The organism is Lysobacter sp. 05T417, from assembly GCF_056396405.1.
The window spans coordinates 53,871-72,503 of the sequence record NZ_JBFTLK010000002.1 but is presented as its reverse complement, the minus strand read 5'-3'; the positions used below and the strand labels follow the sequence as shown (position 1 = coordinate 72,503).

Genomic DNA, 18,633 nt, shown 5'->3' with positions numbered 1-18,633 from the left:
CTGACGAGATCTCCGGCATGTCTTCGTTGTTTCGCGCCAAGGTTATACAGGAGCAACGTACTGCTTGGCTCGGCGGCATCCTTATTTCTGAACCAGGGCGCTCCTGGCTATTGCCGGTGGCGGCCATGGTGGCAGGGCTGTCTGCGCTGGCGTTGTTGGTGTTCGGCGAGTTGTCACGTAGGTCCCGGGTGGATGGCTTTCTTGTGCCAAGTCTCGGTCTTTCTACGGTGATCGCGCAGGTTGGTGGCGTGGTTGGGAGCGTCGTTCCTGCGGAGGGCGCTTCGGTTGAAGCGGGTCAAGCGCTAATCCGGATTGATCTGCCTCGAGCAGTGGTATCAGGAGAAGATGTGGTTCCGACCTTGCTTGCCGAGCTAGGGCTCAGGGACGAAGTAGTGAAGGAAGTTGCAGATGCGCAGGTTGCGCAAATTGAATCTCAGGAATCGGCGATTGCCTCACAGCTGCATCTGGGTCGAGTTGAGCTGGGTCAGTTGGAGAATTCCGTAACGAGCAAGCGGCGCCAAGTGCAGCTAGGCCAGTTGACGATGGACCGGTTCCGTCTGTTGGCAGAAGATGGGTTCCTGAGTCAAGTTCAGCTTGCTCGGGAGGAGCAGGACCTTCTGGCATTGACCTACGAACTTCAGGTCCTTGAGCGCCAGATCACCGTCCTGCAACGCGGTTTGATCCAGATGAAGCAATCTCTGGACCAATTGCCCGCCCAGCGGCGTGAGTTGGAAGCCATTGCTCGTCGGGATCGATCGGCGCTGAGGCGGGAGCGAGTTCTGGAGCAGGTCAGTGGCCAATTGCTTGTTAAGGCGCCGACTTCCGCAATTGTGTCGAGCCGGCTGGTGGAGCCCGGACAGTTCGTTCAACCAGGGCAGGCGCTTCTGAGCTTGTTGCCTAATGGGTCAACTCTGCAGGCTCAGTTGCAGGTCCCCAATGAGGCGATTGGCTTCGTTCAGGTTGGCAGCCGGGTCCTGCTGCGATACGAAGCATTCCCCTATCAGAAATTCGGCCACCACACCGGGCGAGTGATTCGAATTTCCCGAAGCGCGATCAGCCCTCTCGGCCTTGGCCCTGGCGAGGCATTTACGCAACCCAATGAACCGTATTACCGCGTGCTTGTCGCGTTGGATTCACAGGAAATAGTTGTTTTCGGCAAGCCAGAGCTGCTCAGGCCAGGTATGCGTATTGAGGCAGATATCCTTGGTGAGAGCCGTAAGGTATATGAATGGTTGTTTGAGCCGATCCTTGCACTCCGGGGGAGAGGCGCCGAGTAGGGCCCCTCTGGGCGGTTGGACGGCCGGTTCCTGGCCGAGGCGCTCGGGTCACGCGCGGCGACCAAGGGTTTGCACCATCCCGGGGCAACCCGGTATCATGTGCGGCCTAGCGGTTTGGTGACCGGTCCTTCGGGATGCTGGCCCAACCCCCGCTACCAGCTTCGGCCAGGGCCCCGTGCCCTCGGACCACCCGGAATCCGGGCGGTCCCAAGGCCAAAGGCCGGGCTTTGTGGCCGCGCCCAGCGCGACCACGCCGACATCCAGCTGTACGGACAAGGGGCCCGCAAGGGCCCTTTTTCGTTGTTCGTGGCTCGGTTCGTGGCTCGTGGTTCGCTGCTCTGAGTTCTTGGCCGCACGTGCTTGTCGCAAGACCGGATCAACGTTGCATGTAATTCAGTCCCTGGATCGGCTGGCAGTCGTTTTGGCCGGTCCCTGGATCGCTTATCGCGGGAGTCGTACGCGTGTCTGATAAAGCTGTCGAAATCGCCAGGCTGCTCACCCCGACCGTCCAGTCGCTGGGGGTCGAGCTGCTCGGTGCCGAATACCTGCCGGCTCCCGGCAGCGCGGTGCTGCGTCTGTACATCGACGTGCCTGCGGGTCAGGAGACGGACGCGGACGGGCAGCCGCGCTCGGTCACGATCGAGGATTGCGAAGCCGTCAGCCGCGAGGTGTCCGCGCAGCTCGACGTCGAGGATCCGATCAGCGGGATGTACACGCTGGAAGTGTCGTCGCCGGGTATCGATCGGCCGCTGTTCACGCTCGAGCATTACCAGCGCTTCATCGGCGAGACCGCGAAGGTCGGACTGAAGCTGCCGCAGGACGGGCGTCGCCGCCTGACCGGGAAGATTGCCCGCGTCGAAGGCGATACCGTGGTGTTTCACATCGAGTCGGCCGACGCGAACGAATTCGCGGTTGCGGTCGGCAACATCGACAAGGCGCGTCTGGTCCCGGATTGGGCCGCCTTGGGATTCGCTCCGGTCAAGCCCGGAAAAGACAAGCCTGCACAGGACGCGCCCGCAAAGCGCCGTCCTGTGAAGCGCAAGAAGTAAATCAACCTAGGTCACCACCCAATTGCCGGCGGCGCGTCAGCGCCAACGTGCGGAGTAACGAGATGAGCAAGGAACTGTTGCTGGTCGTGGATGCAGTCGCCAACGAGAAAGGCGTGCCGCGCGAAGTCATCTTCGAGGCCATCGAGGCCGCGTTGGCTTCGGCCGCGAAGAAGCGCTATCACGATGAAGACGTGCTCGTGCGCGTGTCGATCGACCAGAAGGACGGCGCCTACGAAACCTACCGCCGCATGGAAGTCGTCGCCGACGACGTCGTCATGGAATCGCCGGACCGCCAGATCCGCCTGATGGATGCGATCGACGAAGTCGAGGGCGTCGAGGTCGGCGACTACATCGAAGAGCAGATCGAGAACCCGGAGTTCGGCCGCATCGCCGCCCAGGCCGCCAAGCAGGTCATTGTCCAGCGCGTGCGCGAGGCCGAGCGCCAGCAGGTCGTCGACGGCTGGAAGGATCGTGTCGGCGAGCTGGTCACCGGCGTGGTCAAGCGCGTGGAGCGCGGCAACATCTACGTCGACCTCGGCGGCAATGCCGAAGCGATCATTCCGAAGGACAAGGGCATCCCGCGCGACGTCCTGCGTACCGGCGACCGCGTCCGCGGTTACCTGTTCGACGTGCGCAGCGAGCCGCGTGGCCCGCAGCTGTTCATCAGCCGCGCCGCCCCGGAGTTCATGATCGAGCTGTTCAAGCTGGAAGTGCCGGAAGTCGGCCAGGGCCTGGTCTCGATCCGCGCCTGCGCGCGAGATCCGGGCGACCGCGCCAAGATCGCCGTGCTCGCCCACGACAACCGCACCGATCCGATCGGCGCCTGCATCGGCATGCGCGGTTCGCGCGTGCAGGCCGTGAGCAACGAGCTCAACGGCGAGCGCGTCGACATCGTGCTGTGGTCCGACAACCCGGCCCAGTTCGTCATCAACGCGATGGCGCCTGCCGAAGTGCAGTCGATCATCGTCGATGAAGAGAAGCATTCGATGGACCTGGCCGTGGCCGAGGACCGTCTGGCCCAGGCGATCGGCAAGGGCGGGCAGAACGTGCGCCTGGCCAGCCGCCTGTCGGGCTGGCAGCTCAACGTGATGACCCAGGACCAGGTGACCGCCAAGTCCGAGGCCGAGCAGACCGCCGCCAAGTCGCTTTTCCAGGAAAAGCTCGAGGTCGACGAAGAGATCGCCGGCATCCTGGTCTCGGAAGGCTTCAGCACGGTCGAGGAAATCGCCTACGTCCCGGTCGGCGAGCTGCTCGCCGTCGAGGGCTTCGACGAGGACATTGTCGAGGAGCTGCGCTCGCGTGCCCGCGACGCGCTGCTCAACGAAGCACTGGCCGCCGAGGAAGAGCTCGACGAGCACCAGCCGGCTGCCGATCTGCTGGAGCTGGAAGGAATGGACGAGGCCACCGCCTACGCGCTTGCCGCGCGCGGCGTGGTGACCCGTGATGACCTGGCCGACATGGCGACTGACGAGCTGACCGATATCGAAGGTATCGACGAAGCCCGTGCTGCCGCCCTGATCATGGAAGCGCGCAAGCACTGGTTTGAATGAATACCGCGTAGTTCTGCCTGCAGATTTGGCTAAATGCCACGGCCTGGTGCCGCAGGTCTAGAATGTCGCCCACACGCGCGGGACTCGTCCCGCGCCACGAGGACACGGAATCCGAATGTCGCAGCAAACCACCATCCGCAAGCTGGCCGAACTGGTGAACACGCCGGTCGAGAAGTTGCTGGAGCAGCTGGCCGAGGCCGGCATGACTTTCAGCGGCCCCGACCAGGTCGTGACCAGTATCGAGAAAGTCAAGCTGCTCGGCTTCCTCAAGCGCGCCCATGGCAAGACCGAAAAGGTCGAAGCCAGCGACGACGCGGCGAAGAAGATCACCCTCAACCGCAGCCGCAAGCAGGAAATCACTGTTGGCGGTGGCAAGAACAAGACCACGGTCGACGTGGTCGTGCGCAAGAAGGTCACGCTGGTCAAGCCAGTCGACGGCCAGTCGCCAGGCGACGAGCGCGCCGAGATCCTGCGCAAGCTGGAGGAATCCAAGCAGCGCAATCTTGCCGAACAGGAAAAGCTGGCCGCCGACGACAAGCGCCGTGCCGACGCCATCGCCGCGACCCGTCGCGAAGCGGAGGAAGCCGCGCGCCTGAAGGCCGAGGAAGAGCAGAAGGCGAAGCTCGCCGACGCCAGCGTCCTCGTCGCCGACGAGGATGCACCGGCTGCCGTGCGCAAGCCGCCGAGCACGCATGGTCACGGCCATCCGCCGGCCAAGCCTGCCGCACCGCGCGCCGCCGAGCCCGCCCGTGGCGCCCCGGCGCACAAGACCCGCGGCTCGCACGCGATGGTCGCCGGTGTCGAGGACGACGACCGCACCAACCGTTTCGCCGGCCAGATGCACCTCAGTGCCTCCGACCGCGCGCGCCGCACCACCAATGCACGTGGCAAGTCCAAGCCGCAGCGTCGCCAGACCGAGCAGAGCCGTTCCGGTAGCGGCTTCACCCGCCCGACCGCGCCGATCGTTCGCGACGTCGCCATCGGCGAGACCATCACGGTTGCCGACCTCGCGCAGAAGATGGCGCTCAAGGGCGGCGACGTGGTCAAGGCGCTGTTCAAGATGGGCGTCATGGCGACGATCAACATGTCGATCGACCACGACACCGCCGCGCTGGTGACCGAGGAACTCGGCCACAACGTGGTCAAGGCCGATGCCGGTTCCGCCGAGGACGCACTGCTGGCCCACGTCGAAGAGACGCAGGGCGACCGCGTCGCGCGTCCGCCGGTGGTCACCATCATGGGTCACGTCGACCATGGCAAGACCTCGCTGCTCGATTACATCCGCCGCACCAAGGTCGCTTCCGGCGAAGCCGGTGGCATCACCCAGCACATCGGCGCGTACCACGTCGAGACCGACAAGGGCGTCATCAGCTTCCTCGACACCCCGGGCCACGCCGCCTTCACCTCGATGCGTGCGCGCGGTGCCAAGCTGACCGACATCGTGGTGCTGGTCGTGGCTGCCGACGACGGCGTCATGCCGCAGACCAAGGAAGCCGTGCAGCACGCCAAGGCGGCCGGCGTCCCGCTGATCGTGGCGATCAACAAGATCGACAAGTCCGACGCCGATCCGCTGCGCGTCAAGAACGAACTGCTCAGCGAAGGCGTCGTTGCCGAAGACTTCGGCGGCGAAACCCAGATGGTCGAGCTGTCGGCGAAGACCGGCCTGGGCGTCGACAACCTGCTCGATGCCATCTCGATCCAGGCAGAAGTGCTCGAGCTGCGTGCAGTAGCCAGCGGCCGCGCCACCGGCGTGGTGATCGAATCCTCGCTCGACAAGGGCCGCGGCCCGGTCGCGACCGTGCTGGTCCAGCAGGGCGAACTCAAGAAGGGCGACTACCTCGTCTGCGGCGTGCAGTACGGCCGCGTGCGTGCGCTGTTCGACGAAACCGGTTCGCAGGTTCCGTCGGCCGGTCCGTCGATCCCGGTGCAGGTGCTCGGCCTGTCGGGCGTGCCCGATGCCGGCGACGACTTCGTCGTGGTCGAGGACGAGCGCCTGGCCAAGGACGTGGCCCAGCAGCGTGACGCCAAGCGTCGCGAGTCGCGCCTGGTCGCCGCTGCGGGCAACCGCATGGAAGACATCATGGCGCAGATGGGCAAGGGCGAGGGCCAGCTGAGCCTCAACCTGGTCATCAAGGCCGACGTGCAGGGTTCGGTCGAGGCACTGCGTCAGTCGCTGATCGCGCTGTCCAACGACCAGATCCGCATCAACGTGATCAGCTCCGGCGTGGGCGGCATCACCGAGTCCGACGCCAATGCCGCGGCCACCGCCAAGGCCACCGTGATCGGCTTCAACGTGCGTGCCGATGCTTCGGCCCGCAAGGTGATCGAGTCCTACGGCGTCGACCTGCGTTACTTCTCGATCATCTATGACGTGATCGACCAGGTGAAGCAGGTGGCCTCGGGCATCCTCGGCGTCGAGATCCGCGAAGAGATCATCGGCACCGCAGAGGTCCGCGACGTGTTCCGCAGCTCGAAGTTCGGCGCGGTTGCCGGCTGCATGGTGGTGGAGGGCGTGGTCAAGCGCCACAAGCCGATCCGCGTGCTGCGCGACAACGCCGTCGTCTTCGAGGGCGAGCTGGAATCGCTGCGCCGCTTCAAGGAGAACGTCGACGAGGTGCGCAACGGCACCGAGTGCGGAATCGGCGTGAAGGCGTACAACGACGTCAAGCCGGGCGACCAGATCGAGTGCTTCGAGCGCATCGAAGTCCAGCGCACGCTGTAACTGACATGCCGACCAAGTCGTTCCATCGCACCGATCGTGTTTCCGCCCAGCTCCGCAGGGAGCTGGGTACGATCGTGCACCAGGCCGTGCGCGAGCACGGCCTGCCGTCGGTCAGCGTGTCCGATGTCGAGATCACCCGTGACCTGGCCCACGCCAAGGTCTTCGTCACCGCGTTGCAGCAGGAGCGTTCGCACGAGGCCGTCAAGGCGCTCAAGGAACTCGCCCCGCAGCTGCGTTTCCAGCTCGGCCGCGCCGTGAAGATGCGACACGTGCCCGAACTGCATTTCCACTACGACGACTCGGTCGATCGCGGTGAGCGCATCGACAACCTGCTGCGTGATGAGGCCGGCCCCGCGCCGGCGGATGACGACAGCGAGAGCTGAGAGCCTTGAGCCCCTCTGCCGCCAGCGGGAGAGGGGTTGGGGTGAGGGCAAGCGCGAATGCTCCCCTCATCCGCCCTCCGGGCACCTTCTCCCGGTAGCGGGAGAGGGTTAGCCACCCCCCCAGTTGCAGCCGTCCCGCATCCGCGGGAACTTACGCGTACTTGCGCGACCGCGACCCGCACGATCCCCGGACCCGATGAGCAGAAAGCCCCGTACCGTGTTCCGTGCGCTCGACGGCATCGTCCTGCTGGACAAGCCGCAGGGCCTGAGCTCGAACCAGGCGCTGCAGCAGGTCCGCCACCTGTTCCGCGCCGACAAGGGCGGCCACACCGGCAGCCTCGATCCGCTCGCAACCGGCCTGCTGCCGATCTGCTTCGGCGAGGCGACCAAGATCGCCGGTCTGCTGCTGGGTTCCAGCAAGGCCTACGAAACCATCGCCGTGCTCGGCGTCACCACCGACAGCGACGATGCCGATGGCGCGCCGCTGCTGCAGCGCCCGGTACCTGGCATCGACGACGCCGCCATCGAAGCGGCACTGGCCCCGCTGCGCGGGCACATCCGCCAGCGCGCTCCGATCTATTCCGCGCTCAAGCAGGGCGGCGAGCCGCTGTACGCCAAGGCGCGCCGCGGCGAAACCATCGAAGCGCCCGAGCGCGACGTCGTGGTGCACCGCTTCGACCTGCTCGGCCGCGAGCAGGGACCTGATGGCGTGCGCCTGCGCCTGCATGTCGAATGCGGCTCCGGCACCTACGTGCGCAGCCTGGTGCGCGACCTCGGCGAGGCGCTGGGCTGCGGCGCCCATGTCGCCAGCCTGCGCCGGCTCTGGGTCGATCCGTTCAGCCAGCCGCGGATGTTCACGCTTGAATCGCTGCGCGAGCTGGCCGCCCAGGGCGAGCCCGTGCTCGACGCCTGCCTGCTGCCGATCGAGGCCGGCCTGAGCTCTTTCCCGCGGGCCGCGATCGATGCCGAGGCGGCGCTGCGGTTCGGCCACGGCCAGACCATCGACTGCGAGGTGGGCGAGGACGGCCTGGTCGCGGTCTACTCATTGTCCGGGCGCTGCCTGGGCCTGGCCCAGCGCGAAGGCGGCAAGCTCGCGCCGCAGCGCCTGTTCCGCTGGGCCGCGGCGGCGACGCGCGAGCCTGAACAGCCGGTGGCGCCTTCCGCCTGAATGGCTGAAGGCTTGTCGCTTGTCACAATTCAGGTCGCAATCGCCGGGGCGGGCTGATACAATTTCGCCGCTTTTCAAGCACTTCAGCATTCCCTTCAGCACCATTCCAGAAAACGGCGGGCCAAGCGGTGCTTTGGCGCGGATTGTCCGCGACCGATTCGCTTCTGCAGGCCACGCATCTACGAGGCAATACAACGATGTCCATCGACACCAGCAAGGTTATTGAAGACAACAAGCGCGGCGCCAACGACACCGGTTCGCCGGAAGTCCAGGTCGCCCTGCTGACCGCACGCATCGAGCAGCTCACCGGCCACTTCAAGGTCCACAAGCAGGACCACCACAGCCGCCGCGGTCTGCTCCAGATGGTCAACCGCCGCCGCAGCCTGCTCGACTACCTCAAGCGCAAGGACAACGAGCGCTACAAGGCACTGATCGAGAAGCTCGGCCTGCGTCGCTAAGCACTACCCACCGCGGCGCAGCAATGCGCCGCGGTTTGTTTTTGGGCTTCGAAGTTTTTCGAGGCCAGGCTTCAACAGCCGCCGCAACATCCGCAAGACCAAGAATCCCAGGCCGCTCGTCGGCCGACCGGAGCGGGGCAGGGGCCTCGTCCGGACCGCATCGAAACGATAGGAACCCAACGTGGCAAAAATCACCAAGACCTTTCAGTACGGCAACCATCAGGTAACGCTGGAAACCGGCGAGATCGCCCGCCAGGCCGGCGGCGCCGTCCTCGTGAAGATGGATGACACCGTACTGCTGGTCACCGCCGTGGCTGCCAAGAGCGCGCGCGAAGGCCAGGACTTCTTCCCGCTGACCGTGGACTACCAGGAGAAGTTCTACGCTGGTGGCCGCATCCCGGGTGGCTTCTTCAAGCGTGAGGGCCGCGCGACCGAGAAGGAGACGCTGATCTCCCGCCTCATCGACCGCCCGATCCGTCCGCTGTTCCCGGAAGACTTCCGCAACGAAGTCCAGATCATCGCCACCGTGATGTCGATGAACCCGGAAATCGACGGTGACATCCCGGCGCTGATCGGCGCTTCGGCTGCGATGGCCCTGACCGGTGCGCCGTTCGACGGCCCGATCGGCGCTGCCAAGGTCGGCTACAAGAACGGCCAGTACCTGCTGAACCCGACCGTGTCCGAGCTGGCCGACTCCGAGCTGGAGCTCGTCGTCGCCGGTACCTCGAACGCGGTGCTGATGGTCGAGTCCGAAGCCAAGGTGCTGTCGGAAGACGTGATGCTGGGCGCGGTGATGTTCGGTCATCGCGAGATGCAGAAAGTCATCAACATCATCAACGAACTGGTCGTCGAAGCCGGCACCAAGTCGTGGGACTGGAAGGCTCCGGCCAAGAACGACGCCCTTATCGGCGCGCTCAAGGAAGCCGTTGGCACCCAGCTCGAGCAGGCCTTCCAGGTCCGCGACAAGCTGCAGCGCCGCGACGCCATCGGCGCGATCAAGAAGGACGTGCTGCAGTCGCTGGCCGGCCGCGCCGAAGCCGACGGCTGGAGCACGGGCGAGCTGTCGAAGGAATTCGGCGAGCTCGAGTACCAGACCATGCGCAACTCGGTGCTCAGCACCAAGGTCCGCATCGACGGTCGCGCGCTCGACACCGTCCGCCCGATCGCCTCCAAGGTGAGCGTGCTGCCGCGTACCCACGGCTCCTCGCTGTTCACCCGCGGTGAGACCCAGGCGATCGTCATTGCCACCCTGGGCACCACGCGTGACGGCCAGATCATCGACGCCGTCTCGGGCGAGTACAAGGAACACTTCCTGTTCCATTACAACTTCCCCCCGTTCTCGGTGGGTGAAGCCGGCCGCATGATGGGCCCGAAGCGTCGCGAAATCGGCCACGGCCGCCTCGCCAAGCGCGGCGTGCTGGCTGTCATGCCGTCGATGGAAGAGTTCCCGTACACCATCCGCATCGTCTCGGAGATCACCGAGTCGAATGGCTCCTCGTCGATGGCGTCGGTCTGCGGTTCCTCGCTGGCGCTGATGGACGCGGGCGTGCCGATCAAGGCACCGGTCGCCGGCATCGCGATGGGCCTGGTGAAGGAAGGCGACAACTTCGTCGTCCTGAGCGACATCCTCGGTGACGAAGACCACCTGGGCGACATGGACTTCAAGGTGGCCGGTACCTCGGAAGGTATCTCGGCGCTGCAGATGGACATCAAGATCCAGGGCATCACCGAAGAAATCATGAAGGCCGCACTGGCCCAGGCCAAGGCCGGCCGCCTGCACATCCTCGGCGAGATGGCTAACGCCATCACCACGCCGCGCGGTGAGCTGAGCGAGTTCGCCCCGCGCCTGCTGACGATGAAGATCCACCCGGACAAGATCCGCGAAGTGATCGGCAAGGGTGGCTCGACCATCCAGGCCATCACCAAGGAGACCGGCACCCAGATCGACATCCAGGACGACGGCACGATTGTGATTGCCTCGGTCAATGCCGCCGCCGCCCAGGCTGCGAAGGCACGCATCGAGCAGATCACGTCCGACGTCGAGCCGGGCCGCATCTACGAAGGCAAGGTCGCCAAGATCATGGACTTCGGTGCATTCGTGACGATCCTCCCGGGCAAGGACGGCCTCGTCCACGTCTCGCAGATCTCCAGCGAGCGCGTCGAGAAGGTCTCCGACAAGCTCAAGGAAGGCGACGTGGTGAAGGTCAAGGTGCTGGAAGTCGACAAGCAGGGCCGTATCCGCCTGTCGATCAAGGCCGTTGAGGAAGGCGAGGGCGTGCCGGCTGAGTAAGCCGCGCATCTGCATCGCTGGAATCTGAAAAAGCGGGCTTCGGCCCGCTTTTTCTTTGCGTCATCCCCGCCACCGCATCATCCCGGTGAACGCCGGGATCGACCTCGAACCTGCACTTGTCGCAATAGCCGTCAGGCCACGAACCGCAGCGTCGTGGTCGTGCCGTGCCCTTCATCGGACGCAATGTCGAGCTTCCAGCCCAGGTGCTCGCACAGGCGCGAGATCAGGTCCAGGCCGATGCCGCCGCCGTGGCGTTCGCCGCCACCGCGGGCGACCTTGGCGTAGATCGCGCTGATTTCTTCCGGCGTCATGCCATGGCCCGGATCGTCGATGATGACCGTCGCCGGCGCCTCCAGGCGCACGGAGATCTCGCCGCGATCGCTGTGTTCGATTGCGTTGCGCAGCAGGTTGCCGATCGCGGCCTGGACAATCGGGAGCGGGGCGAGGATCTCGCAGGGCAACATCGACGAGACCGTCAAGGCCAGGTCCTTGTCGCGGGTCAGATGGCGATGGTCCTCGACGATCTCCGGCAGCAGCTGGTCCAGGGCGACGCGGTCGCTGACACGGGCCAGGCGCGCTGGGTCCTTGGCCAGTACCAGCAGCAGCGAGATCAACTGCTCGACATCGCGGGCGGTGCGCTGGATGCGGTTGAGCTGGCCGCGCGTGCCGGCGGGAACGTCGGCCTGCTGCAGGGCGATCTCGCTGGCGCCGGCGATCACCGCGATCGGCGTGCGCAGCTCGTGGCTGGCGCTGTCGATGAAGGTGCGCTCACGCTCGACGAAGCGGTCGTTGCGCTGCAGGTAATCGTTGAGCGCATCGGCGATCACGACCAGTTCGCCGCTGGCGCTCGCGGGCACGTCGATCCGCTGCCCGGGCTGGTCCGGCTGCAGGCGGGCGATGTCCTGGGCGAGGTTGCTCAGCGGTCGCACCAGCCGATTGACGCTCCAGGCGATGGCGATGCCCAGCAGCAGGATCATGGTGATCGCCGAACCGACCACGGTCAGCGACATGTCGAACTCGCGCTGCTCCAGGTCGGTGATGTCCAGTGCAAGCGCAATGGGCCGCCCCTCCACTTCGCGTATCAGCACGACGCGTTCGATGCCGTTGATCATGACGTCGTCGTGCACCCCGGGCTCCAGGCCGCGCAGCGTCGGCGGGATGTCGGCGGGGTTTCGGCCGTCGAACAGGGCGATGTTGGACGTGTCGACCCAGCGGTAGTCCGGGTCCCTGCGGCTGAGCTCGCGGATGTGGTCGAGCTCGGCGTCGAGCAGTCCCTGCCAGACCAGCTGCTCGGCGTGCTCGTTGACCAGGAAGCCGTGCAGGATGATCGCGACGGTCAGCACGACCACGTAGCCGAGCAGTCCCAGCAGTATCCGCCGGCGCAGTCCGGAACGTGGCGTGCTCATGGGGCGCAATCCGCGCCGTCATCTTCCGCGTCTGAAGGCGTCGCGCCTTTGAGGGCGATGCGGTAGCCCACGCGCGGAAGCGTCTGGATCAGCTTGACGTCGAACGGGCCGTCGACACTGCGGCGCAATTCGTAGATATGCGAGCGCAGCATGTCGCCGTCGGGCGGGTCGTCGCCCCACAGCGCATGCTCGAGACGATCGCGCGTGACTGCGGCAGGGCTGGCCTGCATCAGCACTTCCAGCAGCTTGCGGCAGGCCGGGTACAGGTGCAGCGCCTGGCCGTTGCGGGTGACATCGAGGGTGGTGAGGTCCAGGCGCAGGTCGCCGACCTGCAGCACACGGCTGCGGCCGCGCCCGCTGGCGCGCGCCACGAGCGCCTCCAGGCGCACTTCAAGTTCTGGCAGGTCGAAGGGCTTGGTGAGGTAGTCGTCGGCGCCTGCGCGGAAGCCGGCGATCTTGTCGGGCAGCTCGTCGCGCGCGGTGAGCATCAGCACCGGCATGTTGCGGCCGGCATCGCGCAGGCGGCTCAGCACTTCGCGCCCATCCATGCGCGGCAGCATCCAGTCCAGGACGATCGCGTCGAAGTCCTGGGTGATCGCCAGGTGCAGCCCGGTGGGACCGTCTGGGGCCGCGTCCAGGGTGTAGCCGCGCGCCTCGAAATAGTCGAAGAGGTTGGCGACCAGATTTCGATTGTCTTCCACCACCAGCACGCGCATAGGCAATCGTCCCAATTGGTTCCACAAAGGCAGCAGGCGCGCAACGCGCCCAGCCGATCAGCTTCTCTTGGCCCCGGTCTGAATTATGTCGGAATGCTTCGGCAAATGTGCCGCGGCGCGCGTGGAGGAGGCGCCGGCCAAAAGTGCCGCCCTTCGCTGTCGCCATTTTCGCTGCGTCCGACGCTGAACGGATGCCTGCGAAAACAGTGTGAGTTGCAGTCCCTCCGACCGCTTTCCGACAACCAGGTCTAGATCATTTCCGGATCCGATATCGGGGTATTTCCCGACAATCGACCACTACCTGGCCTGATGAACAATTCCCCTTCGATGAAATCCAGTGCCGCCGGCGGCACTGCCACGTGGCTGCCGCCTCGTTGGCCCGCTCCGGTGCACAGCCGGACCCTAGGTACGACCTTTTTCGCAGCCCACGCCTGGATCCCCCTGGTCGCGTTCGTGGCCTTGGTCGTGTGGTCGATGGCGCTGGGCGGCGACCAGTGGATGGCCGATCGCCTCTACGCCTGGGAAGGCAACGGCTGGAGCCTTCGCCACGCCTTCCTGACCGAACGGGTTGTGCACCAGTTCGGACGCACCCTGAGCACCGCCGCATGGCTGGCCGCGCTGTTGGCATGGCTGGTGGCGCGCGCGCGCCCTCAATGGGCCCACCTGCGCCGGCCGCTGGCCTATCTGCTGGTCTCGGTGACAGTGTCGACCGCGATGGTGGCGTGGGTGAAGTCCTGGTCGAACATGGACTGCCCCTGGGATCTGGTGCGTTACGGCGGTGCCCGCGAATACGTGGGCCTGCTGGGCATGCGGCCGCTGGGCCTGGCCCGCGGTGCCTGCTTCCCGGCCGGCCATGCCAGCGGCGGCTATGCCTGGCTGGCCCTCTACTTCTTCCTTGGTGCGGTGCGCCCGAACCTGCGCTGGTTAGGCCTGGCCATTGGCCTGAGCGTTGGACTGGTGTTCGGCATCTCGCAGCAACTGCGCGGCGCGCACTTCTTCTCGCATGACCTGTGGACCATCGCGATCTGCTGGGCATCCGCCCTGGGCCTGCATCTGTGGTTCCAGCGCCGTTCCATGGAGGCTGCCGCGCCCGTGGCCGCCTTGCCGAGGATTACTCGATGAATTCCGTTGCCGGTCGCAGCCCGCAGCTGCTGGCCTCCATTGCACGACTGTCGCGGCAGTTCGCTGCCTGGAGACCCGAAATCTCGGTGGAAATGCTGGCGCTGATTGCGGCCGCGTTCTTCACCCTGTTCTGCAACACCGCGTTCTTCCGCGAAGTGATCGCCCTGGGCGCGCTGCATGGACTGCGTGGCGTCGGCACCGGCGCCAGCCTGGTGATGATGATCGGCGCACTGAACATGCTGCTGCTGTGCGCGCTGCTGAACCGCTGGACCGCCAAGCCGGTGCTGACCGTGCTGCTGCTTGTCACCGCGGCCGCTGCGCATTTCATGAGCCAGTACACGGTGTATCTCGACGCCGACATGCTGCGCAACGTCCTGCACACCGACAGCAAGGAGTCGCGCGAGCTGATCACGCTGGGCATGGTGTCGAGCCTGATGGTGCTGGGCGTGCTGCCGTCGCTGCTGCTGTGGCGCGTGCGCCTGCGGCGGCGTCCGCTCGGCCGCGCGGTACTGGTGCGCCTGGGCTGCATCGTGCTGGCCGGCGTGGTTGCCTCGGGCGCGGCGCTGGCCTCGTTCCAGGACCTGTCGGCGCTGATGCGCAACCACCGCGAGGTGCGCCATCTGATCACGCCCGGCAACTACATCGTCTCGCTGGTGAGGGTGATGCGCGACGACCAGGCCGGGCGCAATCGCCCGCGCACGCCGGTGGGCACCACCGCCAAGGTCGTCGGTCGTCCTGCCGATGCCAGGCCGCGGCTGCTCGTGCTGGTGGTGGGCGAAACCGTGCGCGCGCAGAACTGGGGTCTCAACGGCTATGCCCGAGACACCACGCCGCAGTTGCGCCACATCGCGCCGGTCAACTTCAGCAACATGACCTCGTGCGGTTCGGCGACCGAGGTTTCGGTGCCGTGCATGTTCTCGCCGTACGGGCGCGCGCATTACGACAAGGACAAGATCAACCATTCCGAGACGCTGCTGCACGTGCTCGAGCACGCCGGCATCGGCACGCTGTGGCGCGACAACCAGACCGGCTGCAAGGGCGTGTGCGAAGGCCTGGCGTTCGAGTCGTACGAGCATGCCAGCGACCCGCAGAGCTGCAATGCGGAAGGCTGCATGGACGAGGTGATGCTCAAGGGCCTGAGCGAGGCCGTTGCCAGCAAGCCCGGCGACATGGTCGTGGTGCTGCACCAGCTGGGCAACCACGGTCCGAGCTACTACAAGCGCTACCCGGCATCGATGCGGCGGTTCACGCCGACCTGCGACACCGGCGAGCTGGGCAAGTGCAGCCGCGACGAGATCGTCAACGCCTACGACAACGCGATCCTGCACACGGACGACTTCCTGGCGCGGACGATCCGCATGCTGGCCGAGCAGACCGGGCGCGACACGGCGATGATCTACCTGTCCGACCACGGTGAATCGCTGGGCGAGAACGGCCTGTACCTGCACGGCGTTCCGTACGCGATCGCGCCCGATACGCAAACCCGGGTGCCGATGGTGATGTGGCTGTCGCCGGGCATGGCTGCCTCGCGTGGCATCGACCAGGGCTGCCTCAAGCGCGAAAGCGCCGCGCCGGTGAGCCAGGACAACCTGTTCCACTCGGTGCTGGGCCTTATGCAGGTCAGCACGCCCGAGTACGACCCCAGGCTCGACCTCTTCCACGGCTGCACCGCGCGCGGCTGACAGGTGACGTTGCCGGCGCCACGCCGGCAATGCGTTGTCTGATGGGTCGGCCGCGGAGGCAACCGCAACGTGCATGGCAAGGTCGGCCATGCATGGCAAGTGTCGCCAGTGGGCGACCGCTTGGCAGGTGCAGGCGGGCATCGTGGCCGGCATCCTCTCGGCAAGCTTGAGGAGTGCCTGATGCTGATCTTGAGAATTCTGGCCGGCTGCCTGCTGGCAGGGTGCGCGCTGCTGCCGACGCAGGCCGCCGAACTCGGCGTGCTGGCGCCGGTGATGGCCGGCRACAAACCCCAATTCAGGGACGCCGCGAACGGCAAGCCCGCGCCGGTGGTGACCCGCGTGGTCGATGGCGATCTGTACGCGCAGCTGCAGCGCGAAGCCCGCGATGGCTTCGTCGCGACCGTGCTCGCGATTGATGAAGGCGCCCAGCGCGCCGCCGGTGCGCGCGAACTCCGGCCGAGCTGGCTGTACCTGTCGGCCGAGGACGGCGGATTCGCCCGCCAGGGATTCTGGTTGCAGGAGAACGGCAGGCAGCGCTTCGTCGACGAGCTCTATGTCGATCTGGTCGTTGACGAGGACAGCGTCGCCAACGGCGACTTCGAGGAAATCTTCGCCCACGAAATGGGCCATGTGTTCCTGCGCCGGCTGGTGCCGGACCTGCCGCCGGGCTACTCGCGCACGCCGCACGCGAGCATGAGCATCACCGATTATTCGACCGCGTTCGATGAAGGCTTCGCCACGCACTTCCAGGGGCTTGCGCGGCGCCTGACCGCAAACCCGAAGCTGCGCGAGCAGGAACTCGGCCTGGCCTCGAAGCCATTCCTGGGCTACTGGATGAGCAATCTCGACCGCGCCGGACGCATCGAGGGCGTGCGTCGCAACTGGTTCGTGCAGGCGCAACTGCTGCCGCCTGGCGACGACGCCACTGCGCTTGCGCGACGCGACCTGAGCACGGCCTTCGACAGTGCGCGCCTGCGTGACGGCCAGCAGATGCTGTCATCGGAGGGCGTGGTCGCCACGATCTTCTATCGCTGGCTGGTGCCAGGGCCGGACGACCGCGACGCCGTCGTGCAGCGCTATTGGCGTCTGTTTGCGTCGTTTGCGCGGCGCGACGGCCGCCACCTGCGCCACGACTCGCCGGTGCTGCTCGACCTGGTCGATCGCTACTGCGTCGATGCTGTGGACGACTGCAAACGCGTGCAGGCGGTGGTGCTCGATACCACCTACGGCGCCACCACCGGCCGCGGGCTGCCGGCGCTGACCGAATCGCTGGCGACGAACGGTCGCCTGGGCGACATGGAGTCCTTTGTCGGCGGCCTCAAGCAGGCGCGCACTCAGATGGCGCAGCTGCAGGAGCAGGTGGCGAAGGATCCGGCGAAGCTGCGTGCGGGGCTGGGGCCAGACCTGTGGCTGATGGTCCCCGGACAGCACCTGGGGTGGCGCGCGGAGAGCGACGTGGTCGCCGTGAATCTCAACACGGCCGAACTGGAATCGCTGCAGTTGCTGCCGGGGGTGGATCGCGCCGCGGCCGAGCGCGCATTGGACAGCCGTCGCAAGGTCGGCGTGTTCACCGACCTCGCCGATTTCGTCCGCCGGGCCGGTATCGACGACGCCAACGTCGTGAAACTGAAACAGGCAGCCGAGGCCGCACGCAAGGCCGGACCCAACGAGCGCGCCTAGCGCTCGGGCCGGTGCCTACACCTGTTGCGCTGCGAACAGGTCGCTCTGCACGTCGGTGTCGTCGCGATCGGCGAAGCCTGACAGGCCGACGCCGACCAGCCGGTACTTCGTCCGCGCCGGCAGCGCCACCCGTGCGCGCAGGTCGCAGGCGATGCGCGCCAGTTCCTGCTGTGACGCGGGCGTTTCGGCCGCGGTCAGGCTGCGGGTGAGGATGCGGAAGTCCGACGTCTTGAGCTTGAGCACCACCGTGCGCGCGATGCGCGAGTCGTCGCGGGCGAGCTCGCGCTGGTAACCCTCCCAGGTCTTGCTCGCCAGGCGCTCGATGTGCGGTTGCAGTTCGTCCAGCGGCAGGTCGCGTTCGAAGGTGTCCTCCGAGGAGATCTGCAGGGTGGGGCGCTCGGGTTGCACGGGGTTGTCGTCGATGCCGAACGACAACTCATGCAGGCGCCGGCCCCAGCGGCCGAAATGCTTTTCCAGTTCGGCCGCGCCGAGCGTGCGCAGGTCGGAGACGGTGGCGATGCCCAGTTCGGCCAGGCGCTGTTCGCTGACCTTGCCCACGCCGGGCAGGCGGCCGACCGGCAGCGGCGCGAGGAAGGCCTCGACCTGGTGCGGCCGGACCACGAACAGGCCGTCGGGCTTGCGCCAGTCGGAGGCGATCTTGGCCACGAACTTGTTCGGCGCCACGCCGGCCGACGCGGTCAGCTGCGTCTCCTCGCGGATCGCCGAGCGGATGGCTTCGGCGGTCGCGGTGGCCGTGGCCAGCCCGGTGCGGGTGGTGGTGACGTCCAGGTAGGCCTCGTCCAGCGACAGCGGCTCGATCAGCTCGGTGTGGCGGGCGAAGATCTCGCGCACCTGCCGCGACACGGCCTTGTAGCGGACGAAATCCGGCGGCACGAACACCGCCTGCGGGCACAGGCGCTCGGCGCGCACCGCCGGCATGGCCGAGCGCACCCCGAACCTGCGCGCCTCGTAGCTGGCCGCACAGACCACCGAGCGCGCACCGCGCCAGGCCACGACCACCGGCAGCCCGCGCAGGGACGGGTCGTCGCGCTGCTCGACCGACGCATAGAACGCGTCCATGTCGACGTGGAGGATCTTGCGGGTCGGGGCAGGCAAGTCGGGCAAGGCGG

The 18,633-nt window shown here is 66.4% G+C and carries 14 protein-coding genes; 11 read left to right on the top strand and 3 right to left on the bottom strand.

Annotated elements, in window-relative coordinates; translation table 11 throughout:
* The first annotated feature begins 17 nt into the window (after window positions 1–17).
* From AC1DER_RS03690 to pnp, 8 genes are all read left to right on the top strand, one after another.
* The gene (locus AC1DER_RS03690; protein WP_477245522.1) at window positions 18–1,277 is read left to right on the top strand and encodes an HlyD family secretion protein; all 1,260 of its coding nucleotides are present in this window, start codon (window positions 18–20) and stop codon (window positions 1,275–1,277) included.
* Between the two features lie 461 nt (window positions 1,278–1,738).
* A complete protein-coding gene (gene rimP, locus AC1DER_RS03685) occupies window positions 1,739–2,326 on the top strand; it encodes a ribosome maturation factor RimP (protein ID WP_441814747.1) in 588 nt (195 codons plus the stop codon).
* Between the two features lie 62 nt (window positions 2,327–2,388).
* Window positions 2,389–3,876 carry a transcription termination factor NusA gene (gene nusA / locus AC1DER_RS03680; protein WP_441814746.1) on the top strand — a complete coding sequence of 496 codons (1,488 nt, stop codon included), beginning with the start codon at window positions 2,389–2,391 and terminating at the stop codon, window positions 3,874–3,876.
* 115 nt (window positions 3,877–3,991) lie between these two features.
* Complete coding sequence (infB, locus tag AC1DER_RS03675) at window positions 3,992–6,598, top strand: translation initiation factor IF-2 (protein ID WP_441814745.1); 2,607 nt, start codon at window positions 3,992–3,994, stop codon at window positions 6,596–6,598.
* A gap of 5 nt (window positions 6,599–6,603) precedes the next feature.
* Window positions 6,604–6,981 (top strand): 30S ribosome-binding factor RbfA, encoded by a 378-nt coding sequence (gene rbfA / locus AC1DER_RS03670; protein WP_441814744.1) that lies wholly within the window; start codon window positions 6,604–6,606, stop codon window positions 6,979–6,981.
* Between the two features lie 196 nt (window positions 6,982–7,177).
* Window positions 7,178–8,149 (top strand): tRNA pseudouridine(55) synthase TruB, encoded by a 972-nt coding sequence (truB, locus tag AC1DER_RS03665; RefSeq protein WP_477245518.1) that lies wholly within the window; start codon window positions 7,178–7,180, stop codon window positions 8,147–8,149.
* Window positions 8,150–8,346: 197 nt separating this feature from the next.
* A complete protein-coding gene (gene rpsO / locus AC1DER_RS03660) occupies window positions 8,347–8,607 on the top strand; it encodes a 30S ribosomal protein S15 (RefSeq protein ID WP_115858221.1) in 261 nt (86 codons plus the stop codon).
* 181 nt (window positions 8,608–8,788) lie between these two features.
* Window positions 8,789–10,897, top strand: a complete 2,109-nt coding sequence (pnp, locus tag AC1DER_RS03655; protein WP_441814742.1) for a polyribonucleotide nucleotidyltransferase — start codon at window positions 8,789–8,791, stop codon at window positions 10,895–10,897.
* A 131-nt stretch (window positions 10,898–11,028) separates the two neighbouring features.
* On the opposite strand, the gene AC1DER_RS03650 is transcribed toward pnp, so the two are convergent.
* Window positions 11,029–12,303 (bottom strand): sensor histidine kinase, encoded by a 1,275-nt coding sequence (locus AC1DER_RS03650; protein ID WP_441814741.1) that lies wholly within the window; start codon window positions 12,301–12,303, stop codon window positions 11,029–11,031.
* On the bottom strand, window positions 12,300–13,019 hold the full coding sequence (locus AC1DER_RS03645; RefSeq protein ID WP_441814740.1) for a response regulator transcription factor: 720 nt from the start codon (window positions 13,017–13,019) through the stop codon (window positions 12,300–12,302). The genes AC1DER_RS03650 and AC1DER_RS03645 overlap by 4 nt, the downstream gene beginning before the upstream one ends.
* A gap of 309 nt (window positions 13,020–13,328) precedes the next feature.
* Between AC1DER_RS03645 and AC1DER_RS03640 the strand changes: the two genes are divergently transcribed.
* From AC1DER_RS03640 to AC1DER_RS03630, 3 genes are all read left to right on the top strand, one after another.
* Complete coding sequence (locus AC1DER_RS03640; protein ID WP_477357679.1) at window positions 13,329–14,141, top strand: phosphatase PAP2 family protein; 813 nt, start codon at window positions 13,329–13,331, stop codon at window positions 14,139–14,141.
* Window positions 14,138–15,823, top strand: a complete 1,686-nt coding sequence (locus AC1DER_RS03635; RefSeq protein ID WP_477245514.1) for a phosphoethanolamine transferase — start codon at window positions 14,138–14,140, stop codon at window positions 15,821–15,823. The genes AC1DER_RS03640 and AC1DER_RS03635 overlap by 4 nt, the downstream gene beginning before the upstream one ends.
* Window positions 15,824–16,003: 180 nt before the next feature.
* The gene (locus AC1DER_RS03630; protein WP_477357676.1) at window positions 16,004–17,503 is read left to right on the top strand and encodes a ComEA family DNA-binding protein; all 1,500 of its coding nucleotides are present in this window, start codon (window positions 16,004–16,006) and stop codon (window positions 17,501–17,503) included.
* Window positions 17,504–17,518: 15 nt separating this feature from the next.
* Here the strand turns inward: AC1DER_RS03630 and dinB are convergent, their stop codons facing one another.
* Complete coding sequence (gene dinB / locus AC1DER_RS03625) at window positions 17,519–18,619, bottom strand: DNA polymerase IV (RefSeq protein ID WP_477245509.1); 1,101 nt, start codon at window positions 18,617–18,619, stop codon at window positions 17,519–17,521.
* Between the last annotated feature and the right edge of the window lie 14 nt (window positions 18,620–18,633).

Coding starts and splice junctions, on each gene's coding strand:
- AC1DER_RS03640 (WP_477357679.1), top strand. CDS start 13,329: ATGAACAATTCCCCTTCGATGAAATCCAGTGCCGCCGGCGGCACTGCC.
- rpsO (WP_115858221.1), top strand. CDS start 8,347: ATGTCCATCGACACCAGCAAGGTTATTGAAGACAACAAGCGCGGCGCC.
- rbfA (WP_441814744.1), top strand. CDS start 6,604: ATGCCGACCAAGTCGTTCCATCGCACCGATCGTGTTTCCGCCCAGCTC.
- truB (WP_477245518.1), top strand. CDS start 7,178: ATGAGCAGAAAGCCCCGTACCGTGTTCCGTGCGCTCGACGGCATCGTC.
- infB (WP_441814745.1), top strand. CDS start 3,992: ATGTCGCAGCAAACCACCATCCGCAAGCTGGCCGAACTGGTGAACACG.
- AC1DER_RS03645 (WP_441814740.1), bottom strand. CDS start 13,019: ATGCGCGTGCTGGTGGTGGAAGACAATCGAAATCTGGTCGCCAACCTC.
- AC1DER_RS03635 (WP_477245514.1), top strand. CDS start 14,138: ATGAATTCCGTTGCCGGTCGCAGCCCGCAGCTGCTGGCCTCCATTGCA.
- AC1DER_RS03690 (WP_477245522.1), top strand. CDS start 18: ATGTCTTCGTTGTTTCGCGCCAAGGTTATACAGGAGCAACGTACTGCT.
- nusA (WP_441814746.1), top strand. CDS start 2,389: ATGAGCAAGGAACTGTTGCTGGTCGTGGATGCAGTCGCCAACGAGAAA.
- AC1DER_RS03650 (WP_441814741.1), bottom strand. CDS start 12,303: ATGAGCACGCCACGTTCCGGACTGCGCCGGCGGATACTGCTGGGACTG.